The following is a 14,477-nucleotide window of genomic DNA, read 5'->3' as shown; positions in this document are numbered from 1 at the left end:
GACTGAGCCCTGTAGAGTACAGAGCCCGTTCCGCTGTAGCCTAGACAATTACTGTCCAACTTTTGGGGCGCACTTCAGAGTGTCAGCCACTGCCTCTAGTGACTGAAACATCGCCATAGGGGGCATGGGTGTCTCCTTAAGGCTTTGGTGAGCAGGCTTGTCGAATCGTCGCGCCGTCCGCGTTGGGGTGCGACGCGGTCCCACATAAGACTACCGCGCTCAATCAGACAAACCTCGTCGCTAGGTTTGGGGCCGCTTCGCGCCCCAGCGCGGGACAAGCCCGCTCACCACAATTAGAGTGTGTGCAGCTGCCCTGTAGTGAGCAGGCTTGCCCTGCGCCGGGCTGCGGAGCAGCCCCAAAACCGGCCAACCGTTTTTGCCTGGCACACCGCAGTGTCGGGAGAGAGGGCCGCTTCGCGCCCCAGCGCGGGACAAGCCCGCTCACCACAATTAGAGTGTGTGCAGCTGCCCTGTAGTGAGCAGGCTTGCCCTGCGCCGGCCTGCGGAGCAGCCCCAAAACCGGCCAACCGTTTTTGCCTGGCACACCGCAGTGTCTGGAGAGAGGGCAGCTTCGCGTCCAGCGCGGGGCAAGCCCGCTCACCACAATTAGAGTGTGTGCAGCTGCCCTGTAGTGAGCAGGCTTGCCCTGCGCCGGGCTGCGGAGCAGCCCCAAAACCGGCCAACCGTTTTGCCTGGCACACCGCAGTGTCTGGAGAGAGGGCCGCTTCGCGTCCCAGCGCGGGGCAAGCCAGCTCACCACAATTAGAGTGTGTGCAGCTGCCCTGTAGTGAGCAGGCTTGCCCTGCGCCGGGCTGCGGAGCAGCCCCAAAACCGGCCAACCGTTTTTGCCTGGCACACCGCAGTGTCTGGAGAGAGGGCCGCTTCGCGTCCCAGCGCGGGGCAAGCCCGCTCACCACAATTGAAGTGTGTGCAGCTGACCTGTGGTGTTTCAGCGCCGGATTGTCAGTCCGTGCCGTACTTGGGATTACGCGGGCCGTACAGAATCCCCGCCCGTTGCCCCGGCGACAGCAAGCGTGCGCTGGTGATGCCGGCAATCGGGTGCGCGGCGTCGGTGGAGCTGTTGATCACCTGCTTGACCGCCGCGGTGATCAGCATGCCGACCAGGCCACCGCTGTTGTTGTTGCCTTCCTCGCTGGAGGCGCGCGCGGTGCCGGTCCACAGGGTGGTGCCGGTGCGCAGGTCCACCAGTTTGGCCGAGGCGGTCACCGCTGTATCGCTGGAGATCAGCATGTACTTGGTGCCGTACTCGGTGACGGTGATGTACAACGCCGCGTCCGCGCCGAAGATGTCATGCAGCTTGGTCGGCGGCACGGCCTGGATATCGTTGGCGGTGGTCAGGCCGTTCTGGCGGAAGGTTTCGTCCACCAGGGCAATCGGCAGCACGTAGTAGCCGGCTTCGGCCAGCGGGTACGTCACCTGCGACACCAGGCTGTAGGACGCCTGCACTTCCGGCGATTCATTGAGCGGCGGCAGCACCAGGATCGACTTGGGCCGCGCCTGTTTATACGCCGTGTAATCGATGGTCTTGGGTGCCGCGCAACCGCCGAGCAAGGCCAGGGCCAGCAGGGCGCCGGTGAGTTTTAACAGGCTCATTTAGTCGCGACTCCGGTCTTGGCGTTTTTCAGCAAAAAGTCCATGTAGGCGGCGGATTCGGGGAACAGCGCCTTCTCGGTGCGAAATTCCTGCACCATCTGGTCATCCTTGCCCATGCTCAGGTACAGCATGCCCAGGTGGGCGTGGTAACCCGGTGGCGCCTTGCGACCACTGGCATTGATCTTCTGCAGATCACGCTCCAGCGCTTCGACCTGCGCTTCCTTGGGCTCGCCCTTGAAGTATTCGTAAACCTGCGGCTGGTAGCTTTCCCATTGATACAGGGGCTGGGGCGCCGTCTGGCACCCGGCGACCGTTGCGATTGCTGTCAGCATCAGCGCTAACTTAACTGCCTTGCTCATCCGTGTACTGCTCCTTGAGGTGCTGCTGATCAGTTGCGCGGGTTCCAGGCGCCGGCGTTGATGCCGTCGACCAGCCGATTGATCGCTTCGCGCATGGCTAGGTCCAGGACCTTGCCATTGAGGGTGGAGTCGTAGCTGGCGGTGCCGCCGAAGCCGACCACTTCACGGTTGGACAGCGCGTACTCACCGGCGCCCTGGGTGGAATACACCACTTCGGAGGTGTTGATGTTGACGATATTCAACGCGACTTTGGCGTAGGCCACTTGGGTCTTGCCACGGCCGAGGATGCCGAACAGCTGGCGGTCGCCGGTTTCTTTGCGGCCGAACTCGGTTACATCGCCGGTCACCACATAGTCCGCGCCCTTGAGCTTCTGCACGGTGCCTTTGATTTTGGCCTCCTGGGAAATTTCGCCCATGTTGTCGCGGTCCAGCACGCTGAAGCGGTTGGTCTGCTGCAAGTGGGTGATCAGGATGGTCTTGGCCTGGCCGCCGAGACGGTCGACGCCGTCGGAGAAGATGCCGCGCATGTAGCTGGAGCGGTTGTCGAACTTGCCCACGGCAATCGGCACACGCACGCCGGAATAGGCGACGTTGGCGCTGGCGACTTGTTCCACCGGCATCGCGCGGTTGCTTTCGGTGGCGCAACCGGCCACGGTCAGCAGCGCTGCGGCGGTGAGGCCGGACAGCAGGGTTTTGCAGAGTGTTTTCACGGAATGCTCCTGGGGTGATAAATCGGTAATGGCAACGTCAGCGAGACGGGATGTCGAGCAGATCATCAACGATGTCGCGACTCAGGACGCCGGTATAAAACCGCTCGACGCTTGAGTTGCCGGAGTTGGTGAGGATGCCGCCCATGGTCTTCCATTTTTGCGCCTCCCCCATCACACCGGCGGGTACGAGGTTCTCGCGGGTCTTGGCGAAGTGCAGGACTTCGCTACCCCCCTTCTTGACCTTGACCTGATAGCTGAAATCCACACTGGCCAGAATGGTGTTGTCATCGACGATCAACGTCGACAGGCCGCCTTTGGAGTCCGGGATATGGCGCGTGTAGACGATGCTGACATCCAACAGGTAATCGGCTTTGTCCTTGCTGGGAGCATAACGTTTGGCACTGAGCAACCGATCGACCAGGTCGACGCCCAGTTGCTGGCGCACTTTGTCATCGGGCAGGAAGCGTTCGTTCTTGCCCACCACCTCCACATCGAAGGTGTCGAGCCAATACGTGGCAGTTTTGGGAATGGTCACCGGCGCCGGCGAGATGTAGTAATCCGGCTTGGAGGCGCAGCCCGCCAGGAGGCAGACGGCGAGGAACACGGCAAATGCGCGCATGTCTGAATTCGTCCCTGAAAAGTATCGTGCTTTAAACAGTGGCGGCATTTTACGGAGTTGAGAGGGGTTCTCAAGGTGTTTCGTCGGGCTATGTGCGTTAATGCACACGCCTCAAGTTTTGCTTAAAGGCGTCGAGACACTGACTCGGCTTATTTACTTATAGGGAAATTGCGTGCTTAAAACCCTCCTTCGGGCTACGGCCCTGCTTGCCGCGCTGTCGATGACCGGTTGCGTGTCCTACACCGTCACAGGCCCTATCGCCACCCCGCTCCACCCGGTATCTGTCAGCAGCCCGCGCAGCGCGCAAATCGCCGATGTGACGGTGAGCGCCGCCGACGTCAACGAGGCCAACAAAGCGGCGATCAGCAGCTCCCTGACGGCCCAGATCACTCAGTACGTGCGCACCGCCGGTTACTTCAAGCAAGTCACCGAATACCCCGTGCGCCTGGGCGAGCAGGACGTCACGCTCAAATTCAACATGACGTCCCTCAAGGGCCATCGCGCACCGCACCCGGCCTACGTGCCTGGCGCGCTGCTGACCCTGACCATCTGGATCTGGGTCAACGGCCCGATCTACGTGGACAGCTTCGACGTGGCCGGCGACCTGGTGATCGTCGACCGCAACGGCAAGGAACTGGCCAAGGCCACAGACTCGATCAAGTTCGAACACAACGTCGGCTTGTACAGCGGCCAATATTGGGCGCCTTCGATGGGCGGCCAACAGCTGACCAAACTGGTCGGGCAACTGCTCGACACCGCCACCGCCAACCTGGCCAAACCGTAATTTCAAGGAGCACCGCGTGAAAGGATTGATCAAACACAGCCTGGTACTGGCCGCTGTCCTGCTGACCGGCTGCGTGTCTTACTCGCAACACGAATTGCCCGCCGTACAAACCTGGCCACCGACTGCCAACGCGCCGGCGCAAAAGCCGACGGCGTACGTGCACACCACGGCGCAGAACCACGTCAACGGCGGCCCGGGCAACGCCGCAGTCGGCGCTCCCGTGGTGCTGTGGGAAAAAACCGTGGCCGATACGTATCGTGCGTCCAACCGGTTTTCCCGAGTGAGCACCGACAAGGTCGACTCAGATATCTACGTGGATGCCACGCTGCATAACAACGAAGAGTACAGCACGGTGTCGGCGTTCATCACCGGCTTCACGTTCTTTATCATCCCAAGCACGGCGAAGAACATCTTCACCCTGGAAACAGTGTTCAAGGACAAGGAAGGCAAGGAACTGGGCCGCGTCAAAAAAAGCGAATCGGTGCGCACCTGGATGCACCTGGTGCTGATCGTCGGCATCCCGTTCCAGGCGGACACGCGGGAAGTGGTCGAGGCGCTGACGCGCAGCACGCTGGATGAGGCGGTGCAGCGTAAGTTGCTGTAACGCGGACCAAAGGTGGGAGCGGGTTTGACCTGCTCACCACTGCAAGCCAGGATAATGTTGGCAGTTGGAATAGCTGGAGCCGGCAGAACAGCGGGCCTCGGCCGGCGCCAGACGCGTTACCTTATTTGTTTTCTTTGACGAGGGTCCCCAAGGACGCATCCTTGACCAGATAACGGCCTTCCAGATCGCTCAGCACTTTGAGACTGTTGCGCGCCACGGCGAAGCCCATTTCAACTTCCTGCTTGAGGTAAACCACCTCACCGGCTTTGACGTCGATTGGCATGTCCGCCCAGTTTTCAGCCTTGGAGCTGATCACGTGCTTGCCCGGCGTCACGAAAAAATAGATGTACTGGTTACCGCGGTTGTAACCCATCTCCGAGTCGGCTTCCTTGTCATCCAGGAACACGTTGAACCGTACCAGCATCCCGACGTTGCTCGGGCGCACGACATACACCAGGCCTTTATCGGCCACGGCGGCCTTGGGCAACGAATAGCTCGCGACGTCAGCCTGCATTTTCTCTACAGAAGGCGTCGAAGAACAGCCAAACAGGGTGGCCAGGGACAGAACGACAGCGGCTTTGCAGAACAACTTGATCATGTACTTCTTCCTTGTGGGTAGCGGGTCTTATCATTGATGCGTTGGGTCGTGGCCAGCCTGTCGGCGTTGTATGGCGCGAGACAAGGCATTATGCCACTACTCTGATGCCTTGCGCGGTTTTGGGTAAGGGGCTTATAGTCCGGCCGTCGTCCAACAGGGCGACCGGATTTGGCGATCCGTTGACCGTATGCGAAAGCTATCTGCTTGATTGCAGGGGCTTCCGTACCCGCATCGCTGCTCTATGGCAGCTGTGCGTGGGAGACCTTCGGGTCTGCCGGAACTCGGTCCCGGTTCGCCAACCTGCGTACAGCTGTCACCCATTCGTTTGGCGACGATAGGCGACAGCCTCACTCTACTGACCGAGGTTGTACCCATGAACAGATACATGCCCCTAACCGGCCACGACTGCACCGTCCCTGCGCTGATAATCGACACCCAGGCGCCCCTCGACGTCCTTCACGATGCCGCCGCGCATCGCATTCGGGCCGTCACCCAACTGCTGGAAAATCTGGCCTTCCGTGAACAACTCAGCAGCGATGCCGTAGTACTTTCAGACTTCGCCCACTTGCTGGCCATTCCGCTGCGCGATGGGTGCGATTTGCTGGATGTCATCAGTCGCAGGCTGAATGCCGATCCGTACTGAGTTAAAATCGGGCGGCCTTAGTGTCGCCCGCTTTATGCGTGAGCAATTCAACTTAATAAACCGGTCCACTTTTTTTCGTCATTTCACGCAGCAAACCTGATCATCCGAAAGATAATAAAGTCCCTCCAGCTTTCCGCAAATGGAAGGAAGACCGAAAACCGGTTCTGAGGCATAAGAAATAGGCAGCTCGGATCTAATCGAACTGGCAAACTCCGAACTTTCCCACGCTGGAGTGACCATACCGTTCCAAAAACTTACTGCGCCTCCCTTATCAGACAATATAACAGGCTTTACGTATTCAATTGCGGCATTGAAGTCCCAATATAAATAACCGCGATACACAGCGCCACTTTCACCATGAAAAGCAGTTCGAACGATAATCTGAAAATCTGAGCACGTTTCCTGTTCGGCGAGGGGGCGTACAGTTGATTCATCCTCCACGGTTTCGTCCATCGGAAAAAACCAAACACTACAGCTATCAAGATCATCAATCGTTAGCTCATATACTTGTTTGTCCGACACAAATCGCCCCATATGTAATTAAATACAACAAAAGTGGGCAGAATTACTTAATAGGTTTTCAACTCTAATTTAAATAAATCTCTCCCTTTTCTACCCATTTCTCCGAATTCTTATCCCGCAGGAACCGCATCGATATCAAACTCACCTTGCTCGTTAATGTCGGCGTCTGCTCTCAACACCTCAAAATCGCAGCCCCCTAAATTCAAATGGACATTTATTTCATACATTCCACTTGAGGAGGGTCTTATAAATTCGACCTGAAGAGAATAATCTCCTTCAGGCAGTTCTAGAGGAACCGTACTCGAAATACTACCAACCTCAATATTTTTATCTATCACCGAGAAGGGAACTTTAAAGGCCCGAACCACGGCTGCGCTTATAGCAGGCACTTGTTCATTAATGAAAAAGTTAATTATATGATCCCCTTCCTCAATCAAAGTTCTAAAAGAGACACTCCCTAAGCTCCACGCAAATCCTTGCGCATAACTACGATTACTCCAATCATTATACGGCTGATCAAGCGAGCTTAAAAACATGCAAAATTGCGAATAAGACAAATATATAATTTCTCTAAACCTAGCCATTAGCCCACCGCATTAATTCAACAAAAGGGGGCAAATTTACTCAATAGCCTCTGTACTACCACCACGAATCAAGTAAATTCGCCGCCCCCACAACTACCTGACTAACTAGGCAACGGTTTCTTGATCACCATTAACAGAACCAAACAGTACGCCGACAACACCAGCTGCCATAAGTCGCCGTTTCACTTCTTCACTTAATATGACCGCACCCAAATATTTTTTAAGTCTAAATATATGACTTGATCGGCCCCTACCCGGGTCAACCACAAAATTGTAGAAAGCACGATGGTTGCCGGCCATATCTGGCCTAACAGGATCATCCACCTCAAACTTTTTATAGCGAGAGCGCTTTTCATCCACGCAATCGATTTGCGTTTCTATAATCATCAAAAAATAGCCCTAGCAAACCACTTTATTATTTATATCAACCGGCTCAAAAACGACATATTGATAAGGTTCGTCTATCTCTGGCAAACCGACGAGCGAATTTTTTGTCTTCTCGTTTTAAAACAGGAACACTGGCGTATCCAGCGAGGGAATAATCAAATTCTTTATCGTCGAACCGTACATCGTGAGTATATGTGCCTAGCTCCATAAAATTAACTGGAGGATCACTGAAATTCTAGTTATCTACATGATTTACATCTCCGAGCACCCACCTATCGCAGACAGTTATATCTTGTCGCATTAAGTAGTACCTCATTTCAACCCCTCAGTAAATGAACGGATCTTTCAACTCTGATTTAAATAAATCTGTCCATTTTTCGCCGTTCACTTCCTCACACCCCCTTATCAATGCCGCTTTCATTGCACGGATCTAGACCTCACGCTTTAAATAAAATCTTTCTCAGCATGACTTGCCTCTCAGCCTGGATTCCTACATCAGCTGTGAAACACTGCTCGCAAGCAACAATCTTCAAAACACTACCCAAATCTTCCACGGAAAACCGGTCGACATTCATCAACTCTTTTTCGTCCACGTCTAATGAGTTAAGCAGAGACTTACTAACCCACATTGGCGAACCAACAGCCTCTATATAACCTTTCCTTAAAACCCAGCGCCCAGGATTATTTGATATATCTACAACCTCTTGTGTAAGCGGAAAAGGTAATCCATTGCTTTTTTTAGGTAGATGGGAGTGCTCAACATTGGCCACTTCGAAGAGTGTGATATTCTCGGCATTTTGCCACCGATCATATTCAGCATCGTAAACTCGAGCCTGAACGAAAGCTGGCTCATCTATTAGTGCAGCAATCAACGAGTGCGCCATCTCAAGAGAATTTGCGAGGTTCTTTATATCTAATCGGCACAGTTCTTTATCCGCCACAAGCGAAAACTCGATAGAACCACCCGCCAACTCAACAAAAAAACTCTTGCGCTTATTTTGTTTCAAGTAACGCAAAACTTCCCCAAATAACATTTTTTTGCCGGTGAATCCATCAATCACCTCGAATTCCTTAAAGTCATTGAGCTGTTGCACCAACCGCCCCCATACATTTGGCGAGCTTTCGTACAAGCCTTCACTAAAAACAACTTCAACTTCAAACATATGATTAGCCGCCCAACTTTTTAATAATGACAGTGATATTACGCTGCTTACCATACTCTATAAGCTTACTCGGATCAGCCAACCCACCAGGCTGAACTCGCATATCCAGAATCTTCGTCGCTGGGATACCAGCCACAGTAATTTTCGAGTTTTGCAAGGTATCTATATGCATTCTCATATCATAAGACCACCCTTTACCACGCGTATCAATTGTTTTCAAATTTACTACATTATTTTTCAAGCTGAAAGTCAATGACCGGAAAATTATTGGATTTAAATGGTTGTCCTGTCTTGGGATTTATTAAATTATCCGTTCGAGCCCAGTCCTTATAATCTGTGTCTGTTAGCGTTGACTTAATCTGCCTGCCCCGAGCACGAGGCTCAAGATCCCAGACGTTTTTCCCGCCTTCCGGCATGAGATCCGGTATAGAAGGTTGGGGCTGCTTTTTACCACTGGCAATGGCGCGTTTGTACGCCAAGGCACCAGCAGCTGTGCCTAAGCCAACCGAAAGAGCGACTTTCAGATCGTTAGTGATCTCTTGCGCCTGCGCGTCACTAAGGTTCCATTTCGCTTTAAGCGTATCGACCATATCTCCTACAGTATGCTCAGTCGTCGCTGTTGCTAGCATCTCCTGGAATTCAAAGTTTGAGTTAATGAGGTTCTGTACTGCTTCTCGAGCCTTCGGCGAGCCATATTCCACAATATCTTTGATGAGGTTCAGGTCTGCCATGGTATTGGCGACTCTTTCGACCGTTCCGCACAAGTCGAAGGATCAGCCTTACAGCCCGCTATCGCTTCAATATCCTGCTGAAGACTTAACTCCTTAAATTTACGAGTGGTGTCTTCAATGCAGGAGGTGTCCGTGCACGCGGCTATTTTCTTGGCGGCTCTTTCAAGTTGATTGTGATTTAGATAATTGTATTGTGTTCCGTTCTGAGCGACCTAACTGCCCTTCTCAAGCTTGGACGCATCGACATCCCCTTGTGCTGCTGCAGCTAACCGGCCACGACTGCACCGTCCCAGCGCTGATCATAGACACCCAGGCACCCTTCGACGTCCTTCACGACGCCGCCGTGCACCGCATTCGGGCCGTCACCCAACTGCTGGAAAACCTGGCCTCCGCGAACAACTCAGCAGCGATGCCGTAGTGCTTTCAGACTTCGCCCATTTGCTGGCCATTCCGCTGCGCGACGGGTGTGATTTGCTGGATGTCATCAGTCGCAGGCTGAATGCCGATCCGTCTTGAGTGAAAATCGGGCGGCCTTTGTGTCGCCCGCTCTGGCCTCGTGCGGGAAGGGCAAAGGCTAAATAAACCTGCCCTTTCACACTGCTCCGCCTCGATGACCAAGCGTTTACAAAGAACCTTCACAATTCTTTTTGTTAAATTCAAATCGGCCAATTTCTTTTACATTTTTGCTACCAAAAACATAAACGTAAGTACCGCCCAGCGAAAAAATGGATTGTTTTTCAAAATTTTGGGGATCACAAAAAATATTTACAACTGCTGATTTGGTAGCTTCCAAGTTAAAACTAGAAACATCAGAATCATAATTCAATAAAGAATAATAAACCGTTATAGTATGACTATTAGTCGCCTCCATACGAACAAGCTCTGTATTTTCGTCAACCTTCCAATTACGCGCGTGCGTTCGCGCGGTGACGATTATCAAGTCACTAAGGAAGCTTGGTTTGCTAGGCTCAGGCGTTTCTTCTGTTGCTTGTTTTATCAAGACCGCTGCTATACCAACAAACAACAGCACAAAACCCCAGCGCCAAAATCCTTTTTTTGTTTCATCAGTCATTATGTATAGCTCCCTTCAACCATTGATTGGTTTTTACGCGGTCTCGAATTAAAATAAATCCGCCCCCATTTCTCAGAAATTTTATCCCGCAGGAACCGCATCGATATCAAACTCACCTTGCTCGTCAATTTCGGCGTCTGCTCTCAACACCTCAAAATCGCAGCCCCCTAAATTCAAATGGACATTTATTTCATACACTCCACTTGAGGAGGGTCTTATAAATTCGACCTGAAAAGAATAATCTCCTTCAGGCAGTTCTAGAGAAACCGTACTCGAAATACTACCAACCTCAATATTTCTATCTATCACCGAGAAGGGAACTTTAAAGGCCCGAACCACGGCTGCGCTTATAGCGGGCACTTGTTCGTTAATGAAAAAGCTAATTATATGATCCCCTTCATCAATCAAAGCTCTAAAAGAGACACTCCCTAACCTCCACGCAAACCCTTGCGCATAACTACGATCACTCCAATCATTATACGGCTGATCAAGCGAACTCAAAAACACGCAAAATTGCGAATAAGACAAATATATACTTTCTCTAAACCTAGCCATTAGTCCACCACCTCAATTCTGACTTTCTCGCCATCGGGCAGTCCGCGACATGCATTACCTATACATGCGCCAGCCCCCATATTATCTTTCGGGCTTATGGATCTAACACCCGCTCCAGTCCCACCCTCTTTAAACATTGCCGGTGGATACTCATCTAACTGTTTTCCAGGGACCTTAGGAAGACCACCAATAGAGTCCTTTCTGTTCCCGGGAGCACCAGGCCTATCAATTGTTAAAAATGTATAACCTCCAATCAGCACGAAAAATGGCTAACCCTTTGATCTAAAAGGAAACACTTACCCCGGACGGGGGTGCGTGTTGTGTATTGAAATTTTGCTCCTGTTAAGGAGCGAAAACTCATGCTGAAAAAGGGCGTATTGAGCAGGTAGACCGTAGGCCGTCGGGTTGGTAGACAAAAAGGAGACAAAAGGACTACAAAAAGGGTACAGCTTGAGTACAAGAAGGCTACAGGATGAGTGCAGAAAGGCGGCAAAAAGGGTGCAAATAGAGTGCAAAACACCGGCGCAAGGCCGGTGTCGATAGTGCCTGATCAAGTTGGGTATATTGAAAACTACATCTGTCGAATATCAGATAAAAAATCATAAAATTCTTTTTCTGTCATCTCAAACTCTGGCCCTTCGACCATTGCCATTAGTGACAACAACGCAATGTCTAAATCTTTTGTGAGAGAAAGGTTTGGATCTTGGTAAATATCAAGTGCCTCTTTTGATATTTTAAAAATATCAAATCCATCAGCAACTGCTCTTCCAAGTCTGTCAGCCACTATGTCTTCCATGCTCATTGCTGCCCCCAACTCTTTAGCTCTGCTCCGGTCGGAGGGTAGTGCTGAGTATCCACCGGCTGCCCATTAATACTTTTCGGGTGGAAACGGATTACTTCTCCTGCATGGCCATAGCTTTCCATCCATTGCCTCGCACTGCCCGTTTTAGGATCAAACTCCGTGGCGAAAGAAGCACCCCGAGTAGGTCCTCCTGTCCTTGCAGGAACCTCTTGTGTGTAGTAACGAATACGGCCATCAGGCAGTGTTCTAGTGACCGCTGCTGTCTCTTGAGCTTTTTTAGTCCTGATAGTTTCGCTCTCAATGCAGCTTGGGCATTTGCACTTGTGGCTTCAGTAGCTACAACTTCTCCCGTTGTAGCAGTGGCTTTTGCACCTGTTTTGGGTTCGCCTGGCTGTTGCGCCTATACCGGAGCGTTGTAAGAAACATCTCCCGAGTCGCGCCAAACTCCATTCGCAAAGCTCACTGGCCGCTGTGGATAACAAACCAACAGCCCTTCGACAAACTGACAAAAGGATAAGTCAAGTCGCGTTATCCAACGCATATTGTCTATTTCCAACAAACGCCAGTTGTCTCCGCTGTCGAAACCGAAAGCAGTCCCGGCGCTATGCCAGCCGAACAGCCACACCTCGCCCTTCGCGCCCGCTTCATAAGGCCCGTCTTTATAAATTCCATCATCACCGACGTAGCCAACCGCAGCAGAAAGCAGCATCGGTTGAATCGTCAAAAGCGGCAGTGCGCAGTCGTCCTCCTTGATCTCACCGTGCCCCCGTTCCTCCATAAAAGCAAAGTACTCGGTGGGAGCCGCCGGCCACTGCCGCCGCATCATACTTACTTCACTTGAAGAAACAGGCGTAAGCCGCTCCAATAGCGCACATCCCATCGTATTAAAGGCTTCTAAATTTTCGTACATGTTCATGGTAGCCTCGGAGGGGGCTGCAGAAACGCTGTTGTAGTTGGACTTGCTGGGGCATGGACGCCACCTTGTTGAGCACTTCCACCCGGAACCGGATGCAAATTCCACCATTGGTTAGGTCCCACCGTACTGCTGTGGTATCACATGGTGCGCCTGAAAATCCACACCACTCGCAGTTTTTGGCCATGCCAAACCAGTATTCAACTCCCACTCACGCTTAAGATTATTCCGCTGGCTATTGTATTGACGCTGCAGTGCCTGATAGTCACTTCTCGGCGCAACATAAGTATGATCAACCTGACGTAGCTCATCCGCAAGTTTCGTGCGCTGATTAGAGGGCATTGGCACACCTGAATGGTACTCGACGTCCCGGACCACCGCGCGAGCGTCACCCGAGATTTTCGTCCAGCTGGATGTGGATGTTGCTATAAAACTCGCATCATGCCATTTGAAGATACGGCCTGAGAGAATGCATCAAGATTATGGGTTCCGCTAACCCCACTTTTCTGGGTCAATCCATCTAAACTACTCAGCTGGTTTTTGATGCTCGGATTAAAGCTCATGCCTTCCGGGAAGCTTGCAGCCCCTTTTGTACCATCAGCCTTTTATGCGCGCTAAGAACTCGACCATTGCTAGTGGATCACGCTCCACAAGTTCTTCAATCAAATCTTCCGCTGCCCAATGCAGAATCATGTCCCCTCCCCCCCCATCCTTGCAGAGGATGAGATCACTTGACAAAGAAGAGTCAACAACATTGACTTCTCTATCGCTGAGTGCCATCAGGCCACCGTAGCCATCATAAGGAATGACCCAGTAAAAACGCTCGTTCTCTATCCAGTAAATCCCAAACACCTCTACAGGCTCTTCTCGCCCAATTTCTCGAATAATCATATCCACATCACTCAATAGTTCTACCGGGCTGCAGCACAGGGGGCAGCTGTTGCGGCGTAGTAATTTTCATATCGTATGCTTTATCGGTTACGGAGTTGTACTGGTAGTGGATGGTTATATTTTCTCCGCTAGGTAGACGGTGACTTACTTCCATTTTTCTCCATCCCTCACTCCGCGGGAAGTCTTTATCGCCCGCTAGTTTTGTATCACGACCCGCAGAGGGATTTTCTGTCACTCTGTTCCACAAAGTCTGCTCGTTCAGATCTCTTGGCGCCGTTGACTGATAGCTCTTTGCTGTTGAATGCGTTGCATAGTCTGGTCTTGTTTTTGCCGCAAAGTGAATTCTTTACCGGGACCAACATTTGGCGGATTTTCAATACTTGAATAATCGACTTTTGCATGAGCGCCTATGTCTTTTGCACCTAGCCTTTCTCAACCATTTTTAAACGCCTAATCATTATTCAACTGAAAGAAATTATTCTTTTTTCTAAGAAATCGATAAAGTTCTTCGCATACAAACTAGAAGTTTTATTAGAAAGATCAAGCCTATAAACAGGATACTCCCCATCATTAAGACCATCGTCCGTAGCAAAATAAAATGACTCCCCTGCGCCCGGCGGTTCACAGATAAATAGCCTCTCCTTCCCACACAACCCATTTCGACCGTTAACGATTGACATATAAACGATATCACCACCCCTTACACTATCAAAATCCATTTCGTAAATACTATAAATCTCCTCCCCAGATATTTCCCCGCCAGAATAACACTTCAGCCACCACTTATAGCTATCAGGCAACTTCAACCCAAGATGAGTTTCAGCTTTATAAATCCACTCATCAGCAATCCCGTTACCATAATCAGCAAACTCAACGAAATCCGACTCTTCAATAAGATTAATTATTCTCGAATAATCCACGTCTAA

Annotated in this window: 20 protein-coding genes and 1 pseudogene; 4 read left to right on the top strand and 17 right to left on the bottom strand. The window is 51.6% G+C overall.

Annotated elements, in window-relative coordinates; all coding sequences use genetic code 11:
* Positions 1-963 precede the first annotated feature (963 nt).
* Genes ACFZPT_RS20845 through ACFZPT_RS20830 form a run of 4 tightly spaced genes read right to left on the bottom strand, consistent with a single transcriptional unit; the run spans position 964 to position 3,302 of the window.
* Positions 964-1,614, bottom strand: a complete 651-nt coding sequence (locus ACFZPT_RS20845) for a DUF799 domain-containing protein (RefSeq protein ID WP_034095295.1) — start codon at positions 1,612-1,614, stop codon at positions 964-966.
* Positions 1,611-1,973 (bottom strand): DUF4810 domain-containing protein, encoded by a 363-nt coding sequence (locus tag ACFZPT_RS20840; protein ID WP_017848623.1) that lies wholly within the window; start codon positions 1,971-1,973, stop codon positions 1,611-1,613. Before ACFZPT_RS20840 ends, ACFZPT_RS20845 begins: the two co-directional genes overlap by 4 nt.
* A 29-nt stretch (positions 1,974-2,002) precedes the next feature.
* On the bottom strand, positions 2,003-2,749 hold the full coding sequence (locus ACFZPT_RS20835) for a CsgG/HfaB family protein (protein WP_371263973.1): 747 nt from the start codon (positions 2,747-2,749) through the stop codon (positions 2,003-2,005).
* Entirely contained in the window at positions 2,721-3,302 is a 582-nt protein-coding gene (locus tag ACFZPT_RS20830) for a hypothetical protein (protein ID WP_099312436.1), read from the bottom strand. Before ACFZPT_RS20830 ends, ACFZPT_RS20835 begins: the two co-directional genes overlap by 29 nt.
* 172 nt (positions 3,303-3,474) lie before the next feature.
* Here ACFZPT_RS20830 and ACFZPT_RS20825 point away from each other — a divergent pair, with 172 nt between their 5' ends.
* Both ACFZPT_RS20825 and ACFZPT_RS20820 read left to right on the top strand, forming a co-directional pair.
* Positions 3,475-4,086 carry a hypothetical protein gene (locus ACFZPT_RS20825; RefSeq protein WP_034095291.1) on the top strand — a complete coding sequence of 204 codons (612 nt, stop codon included), beginning with the start codon at positions 3,475-3,477 and terminating at the stop codon, positions 4,084-4,086.
* A 16-nt stretch (positions 4,087-4,102) separates the two neighbouring features.
* Positions 4,103-4,690: a hypothetical protein gene (locus ACFZPT_RS20820; RefSeq protein WP_099312434.1), complete on the top strand. Its 588-nt coding sequence runs from the start codon at positions 4,103-4,105 to the stop codon at positions 4,688-4,690.
* Between the two features lie 121 nt (positions 4,691-4,811).
* Here ACFZPT_RS20820 and ACFZPT_RS20815 read toward each other — a convergent pair whose 3' ends face one another.
* Positions 4,812-5,204: a DUF2846 domain-containing protein gene (locus ACFZPT_RS20815; protein WP_177449824.1), complete on the bottom strand. Its 393-nt coding sequence runs from the start codon at positions 5,202-5,204 to the stop codon at positions 4,812-4,814.
* 469 nt (positions 5,205-5,673) lie between these two features.
* On the opposite strand from ACFZPT_RS20815, the gene ACFZPT_RS20810 reads away from it, so the two are divergent.
* Complete coding sequence (locus ACFZPT_RS20810) at positions 5,674-5,931, top strand: hypothetical protein (protein ID WP_034095288.1); 258 nt, start codon at positions 5,674-5,676, stop codon at positions 5,929-5,931.
* 78 nt (positions 5,932-6,009) lie between these two features.
* Here the strand turns inward: ACFZPT_RS20810 and ACFZPT_RS20805 are convergent, their stop codons facing one another.
* The 6 genes from ACFZPT_RS20805 to ACFZPT_RS20780 form a co-directional block, all read right to left on the bottom strand.
* The gene (locus ACFZPT_RS20805) at positions 6,010-6,453 is read right to left on the bottom strand and encodes a hypothetical protein (RefSeq protein WP_379555604.1); all 444 of its coding nucleotides are present in this window, start codon (positions 6,451-6,453) and stop codon (positions 6,010-6,012) included.
* 110 nt (positions 6,454-6,563) lie between these two features.
* Positions 6,564-7,010 (bottom strand): competence protein ComJ, encoded by a 447-nt coding sequence (gene comJ / locus ACFZPT_RS20800; protein ID WP_249745139.1) that lies wholly within the window; start codon positions 7,008-7,010, stop codon positions 6,564-6,566.
* A gap of 132 nt (positions 7,011-7,142) precedes the next feature.
* Complete coding sequence (locus tag ACFZPT_RS20795; RefSeq protein WP_249745138.1) at positions 7,143-7,424, bottom strand: imm11 family protein; 282 nt, start codon at positions 7,422-7,424, stop codon at positions 7,143-7,145.
* A gap of 437 nt (positions 7,425-7,861) precedes the next feature.
* Positions 7,862-8,587 carry a hypothetical protein gene (locus tag ACFZPT_RS20790; protein ID WP_099312430.1) on the bottom strand — a complete coding sequence of 242 codons (726 nt, stop codon included), beginning with the start codon at positions 8,585-8,587 and terminating at the stop codon, positions 7,862-7,864.
* A gap of 4 nt (positions 8,588-8,591) precedes the next feature.
* On the bottom strand, positions 8,592-8,828 hold the full coding sequence (locus ACFZPT_RS20785; RefSeq protein WP_379555605.1) for a hypothetical protein: 237 nt from the start codon (positions 8,826-8,828) through the stop codon (positions 8,592-8,594).
* Positions 8,818-9,318, bottom strand: coding sequence for a hypothetical protein (locus ACFZPT_RS20780; RefSeq protein WP_099312428.1), 501 nt, complete (start codon positions 9,316-9,318; stop codon positions 8,818-8,820). Before ACFZPT_RS20780 ends, ACFZPT_RS20785 begins: the two co-directional genes overlap by 11 nt.
* 259 nt (positions 9,319-9,577) lie before the next feature.
* Here ACFZPT_RS20780 and ACFZPT_RS20775 point away from each other — a divergent pair.
* Positions 9,578-9,834: pseudogene (locus ACFZPT_RS20775) on the top strand (hypothetical protein).
* Between the two features lie 106 nt (positions 9,835-9,940).
* Here the strand turns inward: ACFZPT_RS20775 and ACFZPT_RS20770 are convergent.
* The 6 genes from ACFZPT_RS20770 to ACFZPT_RS20745 form a co-directional block, all read right to left on the bottom strand.
* The gene (locus ACFZPT_RS20770; RefSeq protein ID WP_219730177.1) at positions 9,941-10,390 is read right to left on the bottom strand and encodes a hypothetical protein; all 450 of its coding nucleotides are present in this window, start codon (positions 10,388-10,390) and stop codon (positions 9,941-9,943) included.
* Positions 10,391-10,471: 81 nt separating this feature from the next.
* The gene (comJ, locus tag ACFZPT_RS20765) at positions 10,472-10,918 is read right to left on the bottom strand and encodes a competence protein ComJ (protein ID WP_232925267.1); all 447 of its coding nucleotides are present in this window, start codon (positions 10,916-10,918) and stop codon (positions 10,472-10,474) included.
* A 598-nt stretch (positions 10,919-11,516) separates the two neighbouring features.
* Positions 11,517-11,747 (bottom strand): hypothetical protein, encoded by a 231-nt coding sequence (locus tag ACFZPT_RS20760; RefSeq protein WP_003218173.1) that lies wholly within the window; start codon positions 11,745-11,747, stop codon positions 11,517-11,519.
* Between the two features lie 400 nt (positions 11,748-12,147).
* Positions 12,148-12,663, bottom strand: coding sequence for a hypothetical protein (locus ACFZPT_RS20755; RefSeq protein WP_143506451.1), 516 nt, complete (start codon positions 12,661-12,663; stop codon positions 12,148-12,150).
* 594 nt (positions 12,664-13,257) lie between these two features.
* Complete coding sequence (locus tag ACFZPT_RS20750) at positions 13,258-13,551, bottom strand: hypothetical protein (protein WP_034136410.1); 294 nt, start codon at positions 13,549-13,551, stop codon at positions 13,258-13,260.
* 461 nt (positions 13,552-14,012) lie between these two features.
* On the bottom strand, positions 14,013-14,471 hold the full coding sequence (locus ACFZPT_RS20745; protein WP_034095279.1) for an SMI1/KNR4 family protein: 459 nt from the start codon (positions 14,469-14,471) through the stop codon (positions 14,013-14,015).
* Between the last annotated feature and the right edge of the window lie 6 nt (positions 14,472-14,477).

Source organism: Pseudomonas sp. MD330_10 (assembly GCF_042610415.1).
Classification (GTDB): domain Bacteria; phylum Pseudomonadota; class Gammaproteobacteria; order Pseudomonadales; family Pseudomonadaceae; genus Aquipseudomonas; species Aquipseudomonas rhodesiae.
This window is presented reverse-complemented; position numbering and strand designations above follow the sequence as displayed.

What these genes read in the sequence shown, in the direction of transcription:
- ACFZPT_RS20845 (WP_034095295.1), bottom strand. Translation starts at nt 1,614, where the DNA reads ATGAGCCTGTTAAAACTCACCGGCGCCCTGCTGGCCCTGGCCTTGCTC.
- ACFZPT_RS20840 (WP_017848623.1), bottom strand. Translation starts at nt 1,973, where the DNA reads ATGAGCAAGGCAGTTAAGTTAGCGCTGATGCTGACAGCAATCGCAACG.
- ACFZPT_RS20835 (WP_371263973.1), bottom strand. Translation starts at nt 2,749, where the DNA reads ATGATCTGCTCGACATCCCGTCTCGCTGACGTTGCCATTACCGATTTA.
- ACFZPT_RS20830 (WP_099312436.1), bottom strand. Translation starts at nt 3,302, where the DNA reads ATGCGCGCATTTGCCGTGTTCCTCGCCGTCTGCCTCCTGGCGGGCTGC.
- ACFZPT_RS20815 (WP_177449824.1), bottom strand. Translation starts at nt 5,204, where the DNA reads ATGCAGGCTGACGTCGCGAGCTATTCGTTGCCCAAGGCCGCCGTGGCC.
- ACFZPT_RS20810 (WP_034095288.1), top strand. Translation starts at nt 5,674, where the DNA reads ATGCCCCTAACCGGCCACGACTGCACCGTCCCTGCGCTGATAATCGAC.
- ACFZPT_RS20795 (WP_249745138.1), bottom strand. Translation starts at nt 7,424, where the DNA reads ATGATTATAGAAACGCAAATCGATTGCGTGGATGAAAAGCGCTCTCGC.
- ACFZPT_RS20790 (WP_099312430.1), bottom strand. Translation starts at nt 8,587, where the DNA reads ATGTTTGAAGTTGAAGTTGTTTTTAGTGAAGGCTTGTACGAAAGCTCG.
- ACFZPT_RS20780 (WP_099312428.1), bottom strand. Translation starts at nt 9,318, where the DNA reads ATGGCAGACCTGAACCTCATCAAAGATATTGTGGAATATGGCTCGCCG.
- ACFZPT_RS20770 (WP_219730177.1), bottom strand. Translation starts at nt 10,390, where the DNA reads ATGACTGATGAAACAAAAAAAGGATTTTGGCGCTGGGGTTTTGTGCTG.
- ACFZPT_RS20760 (WP_003218173.1), bottom strand. Translation starts at nt 11,747, where the DNA reads ATGAGCATGGAAGACATAGTGGCTGACAGACTTGGAAGAGCAGTTGCT.
- ACFZPT_RS20755 (WP_143506451.1), bottom strand. Translation starts at nt 12,663, where the DNA reads ATGAACATGTACGAAAATTTAGAAGCCTTTAATACGATGGGATGTGCG.
- ACFZPT_RS20750 (WP_034136410.1), bottom strand. Translation starts at nt 13,551, where the DNA reads ATGATTATTCGAGAAATTGGGCGAGAAGAGCCTGTAGAGGTGTTTGGG.